This window comes from Geomonas terrae (assembly GCF_004791675.1).
GTDB classification, from domain to species: Bacteria; Desulfobacterota; Desulfuromonadia; order Geobacterales; family Geobacteraceae; genus Geomonas; species Geomonas edaphica.
Genome location: NZ_SRSC01000002.1, coordinates 472,989 through 487,030, shown reverse-complemented (window position 1 = coordinate 487,030; position 14,042 = coordinate 472,989). Strand labels below are relative to the sequence as shown.

General features: G+C 61.6%; 9 protein-coding genes. 8 read left to right on the top strand and 1 reads right to left on the bottom strand.

All coding sequences use genetic code 11. The features are described 5' to 3' along the window. Window positions 1–117: 117 nt before the first annotated feature. The 4 genes from E4633_RS20770 to E4633_RS09355 are packed head-to-tail and all read left to right on the top strand — an operon-like array spanning window position 118 to window position 6,160. Window positions 118–921 (top strand): sensor histidine kinase, encoded by an 804-nt coding sequence (locus E4633_RS20770; RefSeq protein WP_246037999.1) that lies wholly within the window; start codon window positions 118–120, stop codon window positions 919–921. Window positions 922–937: 16 nt separating this feature from the next. Next, window positions 938–2,887, top strand: a complete 1,950-nt coding sequence (locus tag E4633_RS20765; RefSeq protein ID WP_246037997.1) for a PAS domain S-box protein — start codon at window positions 938–940, stop codon at window positions 2,885–2,887. Between the two features lie 36 nt (window positions 2,888–2,923). Further along, window positions 2,924–4,450 carry a PAS domain S-box protein gene (locus tag E4633_RS20760; protein WP_246037996.1) on the top strand — a complete coding sequence of 509 codons (1,527 nt, stop codon included), beginning with the start codon at window positions 2,924–2,926 and terminating at the stop codon, window positions 4,448–4,450. A gap of 3 nt (window positions 4,451–4,453) precedes the next feature. Continuing rightward, window positions 4,454–6,160, top strand: a complete 1,707-nt coding sequence (locus tag E4633_RS09355; RefSeq protein ID WP_135869980.1) for a putative bifunctional diguanylate cyclase/phosphodiesterase — start codon at window positions 4,454–4,456, stop codon at window positions 6,158–6,160. Between the two features lie 21 nt (window positions 6,161–6,181). Here E4633_RS09355 and E4633_RS09350 read toward each other — a convergent pair whose 3' ends face one another. Continuing rightward, complete coding sequence (locus E4633_RS09350; RefSeq protein WP_135869979.1) at window positions 6,182–6,484, bottom strand: hypothetical protein; 303 nt, start codon at window positions 6,482–6,484, stop codon at window positions 6,182–6,184. A 315-nt stretch (window positions 6,485–6,799) separates the two neighbouring features. Between E4633_RS09350 and E4633_RS09345 the strand changes: the two genes are divergently transcribed. The 4 genes from E4633_RS09345 to E4633_RS09330 are packed head-to-tail and all read left to right on the top strand — an operon-like array spanning window position 6,800 to window position 14,010. Continuing rightward, complete coding sequence (locus tag E4633_RS09345; protein ID WP_135869978.1) at window positions 6,800–8,608, top strand: AMP-dependent synthetase/ligase; 1,809 nt, start codon at window positions 6,800–6,802, stop codon at window positions 8,606–8,608. A 23-nt stretch (window positions 8,609–8,631) separates the two neighbouring features. Further along, window positions 8,632–10,980: a 3-hydroxyacyl-CoA dehydrogenase/enoyl-CoA hydratase family protein gene (locus E4633_RS09340; RefSeq protein WP_135869977.1), complete on the top strand. Its 2,349-nt coding sequence runs from the start codon at window positions 8,632–8,634 to the stop codon at window positions 10,978–10,980. Between the two features lie 41 nt (window positions 10,981–11,021). Further along, a complete protein-coding gene (locus tag E4633_RS09335) occupies window positions 11,022–12,194 on the top strand; it encodes a thiolase family protein (protein ID WP_135869976.1) in 1,173 nt (390 codons plus the stop codon). 37 nt (window positions 12,195–12,231) lie between these two features. Then, complete coding sequence (locus E4633_RS09330) at window positions 12,232–14,010, top strand: acyl-CoA dehydrogenase family protein (RefSeq protein WP_135869975.1); 1,779 nt, start codon at window positions 12,232–12,234, stop codon at window positions 14,008–14,010. The last annotated feature ends 32 nt before the right edge of the window (window positions 14,011–14,042 follow it).

Sequence of the window (14,042 nt, the reverse complement as noted above, 5' to 3'; positions counted from 1 at the left end):
GGGCCGCTTTTTTGCCGGGTCCTGCGCCCGGACGGTTCGTTCAGGACCGTAAGACTTGAGGCGGAGACGGTCGTCGACACGTGCGGCATCAGGACCGTGATCGGCACATGTCATGACGTGACGGAGCTGAAACGTGCCGAGGAGCAGGTGCGCACCCTCACCGGGGAACTGGAGCGGCGTGTGGAGCAGCGGACTTCACTGCTCCAGGCTACGGTGAGCGAACTTGAGAGCTTCAGCTATTTCGTCTCTCATGACCTCAGGGCCCCGGTGGCCCGCCTGGAGGGGTACTGCACCGCGCTCTTGGAAGACTGCGGCACCTGCGGCCACGCCGACTGCCGCAGGTACGCCGAGCGGGCTGGGCTCGTGGTGCAGCAGATCAAGCTGATCATGGACGCCTTCAACAGTCTTACCCATCTCGCGCGCTGCACCCTCTCCATCGCCGACGCCGACTTAAGCGGCATCGCGAGAACCGTTGCAGGAGATCTCGCGGTCTTACATCCCGGGCGAGAGGTGGAGTTTGTCATAGCCGAGGGATTGAGGGTGAATGGAGACCCGGCCCTTTTGAAAAAGGCGCTCGAGCATCTGCTGTACAACGCCTGGAAGTTCACCTCTAAAAGGGAGCGCGCCCGTATCGAGTTCGGGATCACCGAGCAGCAGGGGGTGCCGGTCTACTTCGTTTCGGACAACGGCGTCGGGTTCAACATGAAATACGCCGACAAGCTCTTCAAACCTTTTCAGACCATCCATACGCCCGGCGAGTTCGCCTGGAACGGTACCGGCATCGGGCTCGCCATCGTGCACAGCATCGTGCTCAGGCACGGCGGTCGTATCTGGGCAGAAGGGGAGGTTGGTACGGGCGCAACTTTTTATTTCACCCTTGCTGAGAATCCTGAATCGGGCAGCTACCTCAGACAGGGATGAGTACCAGCGAGGCGTCATGACAGGGAAAGCGGGCGCAATCCAGGCGGCAGGTAACGAAGAGGCCATGGCTCATCTTGCCGCCATTGTTGACTCCTCCGATGACGCGATATTGAGTAAGACCCGTGAAGGGATCATCACCAGTTGGAACCATGCCGCCGAAACGCTCTACGGCTACAGCGCCGAAGAGGCGGTCGGACGCAACATATCCTTCCTCGTCCCGGAAAGCAGGCGTGACGAGCTGCGCGAGATCACCGAGAAGATCTTGCGCGGCGAACGCATCCGCAACCTGCAGACGGTGCGCCTGGCCAAAGGGGGGCGCGAAGTCCCCGTGTCCCTCACCCTGTCCCCGATCCTCGATAGCGCCGGAAATCTAACCGGCATCTCCATCATCGCCCGCGAAGACGCCGAGCGCGTCCAGATGGAGCGCCTCTTGCGGGATAGCGAGCGGTATTACCGTACCCTGGTGGAAATGGCCCCGGACCCGGTGCTCGTGCACCGCGGCGGCGACTTTCTCTACGCGAATTGCGCCGCGCTCGGTGTCTTCGGCGCGCGAGATCTACATACGCTGCGCCGTCACACGCTGTACGATCTGATTCATCCTGACGACAGGGAGGCGATGGAGCATAAGATCGTGGCGATGAAGGACGGGGAGGAAATTCCGCTGCTTGAGTTCCGCATCAGGCGCCTGGACGGCGAGGAGCGGTTCATGGAAGGCTCTTCCACTGTCATCGTGTACCGGGGAAGCCCGGCGGTCCAGACCATCGCACGTGACGTCTCCGAGCGTAAGGCGGCTCAGGCCGAGCATGAGGCCATGCTTCGCGAGCTCGCTTTTCAGCAGAACCGCTTCGAGTTGGTAGTTGAGCAGCTTCCCGTCGGCGTGGTGGTAGCAGAGGCCTCCTCGGGTAAGGTCGTGTACCAAAACGACATCATCCGTGCCATCTTCCGCGTTCAACCGGAGGAGACGGCCACCGTGTCCGATTTCGACAGCTGGAAGCTGTACCGGTTGGACGGAAGTCATGTCTCGGCACCGGATATCCCCTTGAGCCGCGCCATAACCAAGGGGGAGACCGTGCTCGGTGAAGAGTACCAGATACTCAGGGGAGACGGGTCCCGCGGTTTTGTGAGCATCAACGCGACACCGCTGCGCGACATGTCCGGCAGTATCATCTCCGGGCTTGCCACTTTTACCGACGTGACGGAAAGCAGGGTGGCGGCTAAGGCGCTTGCGAAGAGCGAGGAACGCCTGAAGCTTGCCCTTGATGCCGCTGAGATGGGGGCCTGTGACATCGACGTAGCTACCGGAGAGGGTAACTGGTCCCGCAGGCACTTCCTCCTCATGGGATATCCGGCGCCGGGCAGGGATCCCGCCCCCGCCTCCCTTTCCATGTGGCAGGATCTGATTCACGTCGAGGACAGGGAACGGGTTCGGTCTGCTCTTGATGAGGCCTGTCGACAGAACCAGCTGTTCAGCTCGGAGCACCGGATTATCCGTGCAGATAGCGGTGATGCCGTGTGGGTCAACGTGATCGGCCGCTTCGTCTGCGAGCGGGTGGGAAGCTCCTGCCGTTTCATCGGTGTCATCTTCGACGTAACCCGCCGAAAGGCGACTGAGGAGGAACTCCTGCGTTCCACGAGGAGGCTGCGCAACCTCGCCGACTCCATGCCCCAGATCGTCTGGACTGCGGATCCCGACGGCACAATCGATTACCTGAACGCACACTTTCACAGCTACACCGGAATCGGCTCGGCTTTCCTGCATGAATGCGGCGGGTCACCTTCGGAACTGATCGCCTGTTGCATCCACCCGGACGACCGGCAGCGCACGGCCGAGCTCTGGGGGGAGGCGATCGCCACGGGGACGACATATCAGAACGAACAGCGCATCCTTTGTGCCGACGGTAGTTACCGCTGGCACCTAAGCCGCGCCACCGCCGAACGTGACGAGCATGGCAAAGTTGCCAAGTGATACGGGACTGCCACCGACATTCACGAGCTGAGGGGGGTGCAGGAGCGGCTGCGCACCAGCGAAACGAGGTTTCGCTGGCTTTACGAGTCCAACCTGATTGCAATATTCTTCTGGAACCGCGATGGCAGGATCACCGACGCAAACGATGCATACTGTGACCTGATCGGCCACACCGGGACAGAGTGCAGAAGCGGCGACCTGAATCTCGTTGATGTCACCGCCCCGGAGGATCACGCAAAGGATAGGAGCGCGATGGACGAGATCATCTCCCGGGGCATCAGCAAAACCTACGAGAAGGTGTTCATCCGTTCCAGAAACGGCCAACGTGTTGCCGCGTTGACCGCCCTCGCTCGCATGGCCGACACCGACGAGGAAGGGATCGGTTTCGCCGTCGATCTCACGGAACTGAAACGCACCGAGCAGGCGCTCAAGGACAGCGAGGCCACCCTGAAGCTCGCGGTGGAAACCACCGGGCTCGGCATCTTTTCCATGGATCTGGCCACCGGGGCGGGGGAGTGGTCGGCAATCGCGCGGCAGCATTACGGTCTTCCAAAAGATGCCGTGACCGATCTGGCGACTGTCCTGCGGTGTGTTCACCCGGACGACAGGGGACGGCTGGAGCAGATCGTGAAAGACGCACGCACTCCAGCCGGCGCCGGGCTGTACAGCGCAGAGTACCGAACCGTCGGATCCGTTGACGGGAAGGTGCGCTGGCTCAGCATGCGGGCGCGGGTCTCTTATGCCGAGGACGGGACACCGCTAAGGCTTGTGGGCGCCTGTATGAACATATCGGACATCGTCATGTCCCAGGAGGCGCTCAGGGAGGAGATGACCGAGCGTCTGAGGGCGGTGGAAGAGTTGCGCCGGCAGGAACAGCTTCTCATCAGGCAGGGGCGGCTTGCCGCCATGGGGGAGATGATCGCCAACATCGCGCACCAGTGGCGTCAGCCCCTTAACACCCTGGGGCTCATCGTGCAGGAACTACCCACTTACTACAACCAGGGGCTCTTCAACGAGGATTACCTAGACACGAGCGTGGCCCGTGCCATGAAGGTGATCAACTACATGTCCCAGACCATCGACGGTTTCAGAAACTTCTTCGGCCCGGACAAGGAAAAGCAGAGGTTCAGGGCCCTGGACGTTCTCGAGCAGACCTTGACCATACTCCAGGGGGCCTTCGCTGCGGCAAAGGTGGAGATCGACCTGCAGGCCGACCCCGACGCCTGGGTGGTCGGCATCCCGAACGAGTTTGCGCAGGTGCTCCTCAATATCCTCATGAACGCGAAGGACGCCCTGGTGGAGCGAAAAGTCGAGCGACCGCGGGTGGCAGTGAGGCTGAACGTGACGGAAGGTAAGACGGTGATCACCATCGAGGACAACGCGGGAGGGATCCCCCAGGAGATCATCGAAAAGGTCTTCGATCCGTACTTCACCACCAAAGGACCCGACAAGGGGACCGGCATAGGGCTTTTCATGTCGAAGACCATTGTGGAAAAGAACATGAACGGGGCGCTCACCGTGACCAACACCGGGGAAGGCGCCCGTTTCCGTATCGAGGTTTAGCCGATGGACCGGGCCGAAAAGCTCTTCAGCGGAGCGGCGCTTTTGCTCGTGGAAGACGAGGTCGAAGCGCGCGAGATGCTCGGCAGGATGCTCTCTCTCAACTATCCCGAGGCGAAGATCTACCAGACCGATGACGGCGCCGCCGGTCTGGAGATGTATCGCCAATTCAGGCCGGAGGTGGTGATCACCGACCTCAACATGCCCCACATGAACGGCATCGCAATGGCCCGTGAGATCAAGGAGATCGACCGGGATGCCACCATCGTCGCAGTCACCGCGCACAGCGAAACATCCTACCTCTTGAACGCCATCGAGATCGGCATCGACCACTATCTGCTCAAACCGGTGAACTACCCGGAACTGTTCCGCATCATGGAAAGGGTAGGGGAAAAGATCAAGCTCCGGCGTATGGAACAGCTCATGATGCACCAGGCGCAGCACGATACGCTCACCGACCTGCCGAACCGGAAGCTGTTCATGGACTTTCTCACCCTGGAGCTTGCCCAGGCGCGCCGCAACAGAAAGAGCCTCGCCGTGCTCTTTCTGGACCTGGACCACTTCAAGCAGATCAACGACACCCTCGGTCATGCCGCCGGAGATGAGCTCCTGCAGGCGGTCGCCCGCAGGTTGAAAGGTTGTGTGCGCGAGTCCGACACGGTAGCGCGCATCGGCGGGGACGAGTTCAACGTCCTTATGCCGGACCTATCCCAGACCGACGACGTGGGGGTGGTGGTGCACAAGATCATGGGGGTGTTCGAAGCTCCTTTCCGGCTGGAGGGGGTCGAGGTGAAGGCGACCACCAGCGTCGGCGTCAGTATGTATCCCGAAGACGGAGACAGCACAGAGGAGCTGCTGAAAAAAGCGGATGCGGCGATGTATGCGGCGAAGCAGCACGACGGGAGCAGCTACCTGTTTTACAACGACGAGATCAACGCGCGGACTGCAAACCGTCAAAGCCTTCTGCGGAGCCTGCGCGTGGCGGCCCATAACGGGGAACTCGAGCTTTTGTATCAGCCGCTTTACAGCCTGGGGAGCCGATGCATTTGCGGCGCCGAGGCGCTTTTGCGCTGGCGCCACCCCCAACAAGGCGTTCTCTTACCCGCGCAGTTTTTAACCGTCGCCGAGGAGACCGGAGCCATCATACCAATCGGTGCCTGGGTGATAAGTCGTGCCTGCGCACAGGCCAGGAGATGGCAGGAGCTTGGGCTCGACCTGAAGCTTACCGTGAACCTCACCAGCCGCGAACTGCAGCAGCCCGACCTGCCGGAGACCGTGTTGCGGGAACTTTCGGACAACGGGTTGAGCCCCTGGTCCCTCGAGCTCGACGTTCCGGAGCGCGCCCTCATGGACGGCGGGTCGCTCGGCCAAAAGAACATGCATCGGCTCACCGAGCGTGGCGTCGCGTTTGCCGTCGACGACTTCGGCACCGGGGCATCGTCGCTGCAGAGAATCAGGCGGCTTCCTGTCGCGAAATTGAAGATCGACCGGAGTTTCATCAGCAACACCATCATCGAGCCGGAGGCGCTTGATGTGGTGACGGCGGTGGTCTGCATGTCGCACAGCATGAGGCTGCGGGTAAGTGCGGTCGGCGTCGAGAGCCCCGAACAACTAACGCTCATGGAGAACCGGGGCTGCGATGAGGTGCAGGGTGATTTGATCGGCAAGCCGCTTGCTGCCGCCGAATTCGAGCGGCTGGTCGTATCGGCATAGCCTTGACGGGCCGGCCGAAAGCTACCGGCCGAAAGCGCGCAGAAACTGGGGCAGCAGCAGCGGGTTGTTGCAAACGATCGCACCGGACAGAAAATCCGTGATCCCGGGCCGGTACCCTTCGTACCAGATCTTGCGGAAAATCTCGGCACTGGTTGCACAGTCGCAGTCCACAACTGCCGTGCCGCCTCTTTCCACCTGATAGCCATCCCCATCCACGGTTATCACGATGGTGGTATCTTCAAGCCGGAACCTGAAGGTCGTTTTCTTGCTGAAGACATCTTTGCAGAATGCGGACTCCATCTCCGAAATCATGGTTTCGATCATAGTTAACTCCTTGCGCTTTGCAGCTTTTTTAAAAGTGCCGAAGGCCTTACCGCACGCTGACTGACTGTATCTGCGGCGCAGATCCATTCTCAAGAAAACCGAAGTCAGGGGCAATACGTATTCCGGGATAGTATTGATCTACCGCAGACTTGTCAAATCCTTCATCTCCAAAATGCTGCGACTGTCATGTAAGTCACTGACAGCAACAGATACTGTCTTTTTTTGCGACAGTCTCTCTTTCTGCTTGTAATGCGCATTGCATCAATTATCTTTTAACTATGGGAGAGAGGTTTTTCCCGCTCCGAGGAGTCTGCCGTGGAAAAGGTGCCGTTTCGATCCATACCCGACCTGCTGCGGCATCAGGCGACCAAACAGGACGCCCGACTTGCTGTGAAGTTTAGAAAGCAGGGGAACTGGGTCACACTTAGCTACGCCCAGTTCTACAACCGCGCCCTCATGGTGGCGCGCGGACTGCGCAAACTCGGCATAAAACCGGGCGACAAGGTCGCCATACTCTCGGAAAACCGAGCCGGGTGGATCATAGCGGACATGGGGATCCTGTGCGCCGGTGCCGTCACCGTTCCTGTTTATCCGAGCAACACGCCGGACCAGATCGCATACACCCTGAATCACGGCGATGCGCGCATAGTCTTCATCTCCGGGAAATGGCAGTACCGGAAGCTTTTAAAGGTGAAAGACGCCATCCCCATGGTGCAGCTCGTGGTTTCCTTCGAGCGCTTCCTCGGGGAGCCCGGACTGCCGCTCACCACGCTCTACCAGCTCTCCGAGATCGACGATCCGATCACCGAGCAGGAGCGGGCCGAGTTGGAGGCGGTCGTTGATTCCATCGAGCCGGAAAGCCTCGCGTCCATCATCTACACCTCGGGAACGACCGGGATCCCGAGGGGCGCCATGCTGTCGCACCGAAACATCCTTTTCGACGTCTTTGCCACCATGGAGAAGGTCGCCGTTTTGGGGGATGGCGAGGTGTTCCTGAGCTTTCTCCCCTTGAGTCACGTACTCGAGAGGACCACCGGCTACTATCTTCCCATCGCGAAGGGGGCGATGATCGCCTTTGCGGACAGCATCGAGAAGATCGCGGAGAACATGCTCGAGATACAGCCGAGCATCATGGTCTGCGTGCCGAGGCTTTTCGAGAAGATCCATTCGCGCATCTACGAGCACGTGCACCAGCTCTCGCTCTACAAGAGAAAGCTCTTCAGGACCGTCCTTGCCATCGGTCGCGCCTGGGTCCAGGCGCGCTACGTCGACAAAAAGGTGCCGCTCCTGCTCGCCCTTAAGCACGCCATCGCGGACCGGGTCGTCTTCAGGAAACTGCGCATGCGTTTCGGCGAGAACCTGAAGTTCTGCTCCAGCGGCGGGGCACCCCTCGATCCCGAGATCAACGAATTTTTCTGGAGCATCGGCGTGCCGATCCTCGAGGGGTACGGGCTCACCGAGACGAGCCCCGTCGTCTGCGCCAACACCTTCTCGGAACTGCGGTTTGGCAGCGTAGGTACTCCGCTCGAGGGAACCGAGATCGCCGTAGCGGACGACGGTGAAATACTTGTCCGCGGTCCGCAGCTGATGATGGGCTACTATAAGGAAGAGGCGGAGACCAAGGAGGCGACGCGTGACGGGTGGTTCAGAACGGGCGACATCGGCCGCATCGAGGGGCGCTTCGTGTTCGTTACGGACCGGAAAAAGGAGTTGATCGTCACGGCAGGGGGTAAGAACGTCGCCCCTCAGCCGATCGAGAATCTCTTAAAACGCGACAAATACATCTCCCAGGCATACGTCTACGGCGACCGCAGGCCCTACCTGACCGCACTTCTCGTCCCGACGCTGGAGAAGCTCCTCGAGTTCGCGCGCGAGCATAAGATCACCTATAACGACCTGGAAGAACTCGTGGTGCACGAGCCGGTACAGGAGCTGTACCGGCAGCGCGTAGAGGCCGTGAACACGGACCTCGCCCACCACGAGACCATCAAGAACTTCGTGCTGCTGCCGCGCGATTTCACCCTGGAGGCGGGCGAGCTTACCCCGACCCTCAAGCTGAAGCGGCGTGTGATTTCCGAGCGTTACAAGGACGCCATTGACAGGATGTACGCCGCCGACAACTGAGCCGGCGTTTAGCGGGAGGATTTATGAGACAGATCAACAAAGTTGCCGTGCTGGGTGCTGGTGTCATGGGCGCCGCCATCGCAGCGCATCTCGCCAATGCGGGGCTCGAGGTGCTCTTGCTCGACCTGGTTCCGGATCAGGCCGGAACTAACCGCAGTGTTGTCGCGCAGCGTGCGCTCGCCGCCCTTTTGGAGTCCAAGCCAGCGGCGCTCTACCTTCCCGAGTACGCCCGCTACATCGAGACCGGCAATTTCGAGGACGACGCGCAGCGGATCAAGGAGTGCGATTGGGTCATCGAGGTGGTCGTGGAGAACCTCGAAGTGAAGAAACGGCTCTTTCAGGACGTGGTGGTGCCCAACCTCTCCGAAAACGCGCTGCTCTCCACCAACACGAGCGGGCTGTCGGTAAACGCACTGGCACAGGTGCTCCCGGCCTCGCTGCGTCCCCGTTTCATGGTGACCCACTTTTTTAACCCGCCGCGCTACATGCGCCTCATGGAGATGGTCCCCTGCGCCGAGACCGACCCCGAGACGTTCAAGGAGATGGCCGGGTTCCTGCGCAGGCGTCTCGGCAAGGGGGTGGTGTTCGCCAAGGATACCCCGAACTTCATTGCAAACCGGATCGGCACCTATGCGGGCGCCGCCACCTGGCGTCACATGGAGGAGACGGGGCTTACCATCGAGGAGGTGGACGCCGTGACCGGGCAGGCGATGGCGCGCCCGAAAACGGCGACCTTCGCCCTTTGGGATCTGGTCGGCATCGATACCGTGGTCCGCGTGATGGACAACAGCTACAAGATTCTTGACGGTGATGACGAACGCGAGCTGTTCCGGGTGCCGGAAAGCGTGCGCCGCATGGTGGCCGACGGGCTCACCGGCCGCAAAGGGAAGGGGGGCTTCTTCAAACGCGAGACCGTCGATGGCGTCAGCACCAAGTTCTTCTACGACCCGACGACCGGCGCCTACCGCCAGGCCGCATCCCCCAAGTTCCCCTCGGTGGGCGCGGCAAAACAGGTCGATGACCCGGCGGCGCGGGTGAGGACCCTGATCCAGGGGGACGACAAGGGCGCCCGCCTCGCATGGCTCACGCTCAGGGACACGCTGATCTACACGGTTAAGCGCATCCCGGAGATCGCCGACGACGTGGTGAACGTCGATAATGCCATGCGGTGGGGGTACAACTGGGAGCTCGGCCCCTTCGAGCTTCTCGACGTCATCGGGGTCGCCGCCTTCGTGGCGCGTGCCGGGTACGACGGCGTCGCCGTGCCGCAGCTTCTCAACGAGGTGGAAAGTTTCTACCGCACCGAGGATGGCAAGCGCCTTTTCTACAGCGTAACGGAGAGGGAGTGGCGCGAGGTGCCGAGAAGCGAAGGGGAGATCTCCCTCTCCCTGCTGAAGAGCGCAGGGAACGTCGTGGAGAAGAACAGCGCCGCCTCTCTGGTCGATCTGGGTGACGGGGTTTTCTGCCTCGAGTTCCATTCCAAGATGAACACCATCGGCAACGACACCCTCTCCATGATCCAGAAAGGGGTGCGCCGGACCGAACAGGACGGCATCGGCATGGTCATCGCCAACGAGGGGAGCCTCTTTTCCGCCGGGGCGAACCTCATGCTGATCGCCATGGCCGTGGCGGAAGGGGCCTGGGATGACCTGAACCTCACGGTACGCGCCTTCCAGCGCGCCATGATGGCCATCAAGTACGCCAAGGTCCCGGTGGTGGCGGCTCCGCACGCCCTGGTGATGGGGGGCGGGTGCGAGACCTGCCTGCACGCGGACGCCATCAACGCCCATGCCGAGACCTACATGGGACTCGTGGAGATCGGCGTGGGACTCATCCCGGCGGGCGGCGGCACGAAGGAAATGGCCCTGCGCGCCATCAGGCTTGCCGAGGAGCAGGACGCCGATGTGATGCCGTTCATCCTCAAGAACTACCGCAACATCGCCATGGCCAAGGTGAGCACGTCCGCCGCCGACCTGATGCGGATGGGGCTCATGCGGCCGGGCGACGGCATCTCCCTTGCGCTCGACCGGCGCATCCATGATGCGAAGCTGAAGGCGATCGCGCTCTCGGCGAACTACCGCCCCGGCCGACCGGCGACCGATCTCAAGGCCCCCGGCCGCTCCATCGCGGCAAGCATCAAGACGCAGCTCTGGAACCTGGAAGAGGGGGGCTTCATCTCGGCCTACGACCGCTACCTGGCCTCGGGAATCGCAGATGTCATCACCGGCGGTGACGTGCCGGCCGGGACCATGATCACCGAGGAGCATCTTCTGGACCTGGAGCGCGAGATGTTTCTCAAGTTCTGCGGTCAGAAAAAGACCCTCGAGCGCATCCAGCACATGCTGAAGAAAGGACGGCCGCTCAGAAACTAGGGGGGCTTTACGTCTGGCGGAAACAAATAAAGGAGCGAGCCATGCGCGCAGCATACATAGTCGAAGCAGTACGCACCCCGGCCACCAGGGCCTACAAGGGAAAACTGAAGGACGTCCGCCCGGACGACCTGGCGGCAGCCGCAATCCGGGGGCTTGTGGAGCGCACCGGGGTCGACCCCATGCAGGTCGAAGACGTCATCATAGGGTGCGCCTTTCCGGAAGGGGAGCAGGGGATGAATGTGGCGCGCATCGCCGCGCTGAGGGCGGGGATCCCCTACCAGGTCCCCTGCCAGACCGTGAACCGGTTCTGCTCCTCCGGGCTGCAGACCATCGCCGCGGCGGCGGACCGGATCATCGCGGGATTTGCCGACTGCATCATCGCTGGTGGGACCGAGAGCATGTCCATGATCCCGATGGGGGGCAACAAGTACAGCGCCAACCCTGGGCTTGTCGCAACCTGGCCCGAGAGCTACGCCTCGATGGGGATCACGGCGGAGCTCCTCGTGGCGAAGTACGGCATCTCCCGCGAGGATCAGGACGCCTTCGCCCTGGGAAGCCACCAGAAAGCGGCCCGTGCCATCGCCGAAGGGAGGTTTGCCGAGGAGATCATCCCGGTGACCGCTTCTCGTTGCGCCCTCGAAAAGGGGAAGATGAAGTGCCATGACGAGGTGGTCGACGCGGACGACGGGGTGAGAAGCGACACCACCCTGGAGGCGTTGGCAAAGCTGAAACCCGCCTTCAAGGTGAACGGTTCGGTCACGGCCGGGAACTCTTCCCAGATGACGGACGGCGCGGCGGCCACCCTCGTAGTCTCCGAGGAGTTCCTCAAAAGAAGCGGCATGAAACCGCTGGCCCGCTTCATTTGCTTCGCCGTCAGAGGTGTCCCCCCCGAGATCATGGGGATCGGTCCCGTCGAGGCGGTGCCGGCGGCGCTCAAAATGGCGGGGCTTACCGCCGATCAAATCGACCTTTTCGAATTCAACGAGGCCTTCGCGGTGCAGACGCTTGCCTGCATCGGTGAACTCGGGTTCGACCCTGCGAGGGTGAACGTGAACGGCGGCGCCATTGCCCTGGGCCACCCGCTTGGGTGCACCGGGGCCAAACTGACCGCAACCTTGCTGCACGAGATGCGGCGCCGGCAGGCGCGCCACGGCATGGTCACCATGTGCATCGGCGGCGGCATGGGGGCAGCGGGTATCTTCGAACTGCTCTGAGCCTTGGAGCAGCAACCACCATTTTGTGAGGTGTGTCATGGCAGCGAGAATATTCAAGGGAGCGGAATTCCTGATCACCGAGGCGGGCAAGGACGATGTCTTCGTCCCGGAGGACTTCAGCGACGAGCAGCGCCAGATCGGCGCCACCACCGAGCAGTTCGTCACCAACGAGGTGATCCCGGTCCGTGACGACATAGAGCACCAGGACTTCGAGAAGGTCGTGCACCTGCTGCGCCGCTGCGGCGAGTTGGGCCTCCTCATGATCGACGTCCCCGAGGAGTACGGAGGCCTCGAGCTCGACAAGGCGACCAGCATGCTGGCGGCCGAGAAGATCTCCGGCTCGGGCTCCTTCTCGGTCGTCTATGCGGCCCACAGCGGCATCGGGACGCTACCTCTCGTCTATTACGGCACCGAGGAGCAGAAAGCGCGTTACCTGGAGAAACTGACCACCGGGGAGTGGGTCGCCGCCTATTGCCTCACCGAGCCCGAGTCCGGCAGCGACGCCCTCGGGGCCCGGGCGAGCGCCACCCTCTCCGCCGACGGCAGCCATTACGTCCTGAACGGGACCAAGCAGTTCACCACCAACGGCGCCATCGCCAACCTCTACACCGTGTTCGCGAAAATCGACAAGGAGCACTTTACCGCCTTCCTCGTCGAGCGGAGCATGGAAGGGGTGAGTGTAGGCCCGGAAGAGAAGAAGATGGGGATCAAGGGATCATCGACCACCCAGGTGATCCTCGACAACGTGAAGGTGCCCGTGGAGAACCTCTTGGGTGAGATTGGCAAGGGGCACAAGATAGCCTTCAACGTGCTGAACGTAGGACGCTTCAAGCTCGGCGCGGCAGTCACCGGCTCGGCCAAGGGCGCCCTTGCCGACGGTGCTAAATACGCGGTGCTGAGAAAGCAGTTCGGTCGTCCCATCGCCTCGTTCGGGGCCATTCGGGAGAAACTCGCCGACATGGCCGCCGGGATCTTCGCCTCCGAATCGCTCGTCTACCGCCTTGCCGGACTGATCGACGACCGGCTCGCCACCATCCCGAAGGAAACGCCGAACTACTACGACGTCTACCAGCGTGGCATCGAGGAGTACGCCATGGAGTGCGCCATCGCCAAGGTGTTCTGCTCCGAGGTGCTCGCCTTCGTGGCCGACGAGGTGGTGCAGATCCACGGCGGTTACGGTTTCATCCAGGAGTATCCTGCGGAGCGCTACTACCGGGACGAGCGCATCAACCGGATCTTCGAGGGGACCAATGAGATCAACCGCCTGCTCATCCCCGGCACCCTTTTGACCAGGGCGATGAAAGGGGAGCTCCCGCTCGAGCGCGAGGCGATGAAGGCGCTCGACGCCCTCACCACCCCGTCCTTCGAAGAGCTCGACGAGGCGGTTCCCTTCGCGCGGGAAAAGGCGCTCCTCTCCGGTCTCAAGCAGCTCTTCCTCGTCCTTGCGGGTTCCGCGGCGCGGAAATACCAGGCCAGGATCAAGGAGGAGCAGGAGCTTCTCCTCGCTCTTGCCGACGTGGTGATCGGGATTTTCGCGCTTGAGAGCGTAGTGCTGCGCGCTGAGAAGATCCTCCCCGCTCTGAGCGAAGCACGCCGAAAAACCGTTTCTGCAGCGGTGTTTACCTTCACCTTTAGCGCCAACGAGCAGGCCGCCTCTGCGGCACGCAAGGCCGCTTTTTACGTGGAAGAGGGGGATGCGCTGGCGGTCTTGCTTGGAGCGGTCAGGCGCTTCACCAAGTATGACGCGACCGGTCTTCTGGATGCGAAGCGGCTTTTAGCCGATGCAGTCATAGAGTCCGAAAGATATCCCTTCTAGCACAGCAGGTAGTGCATAAAGAGCCGGCGTAC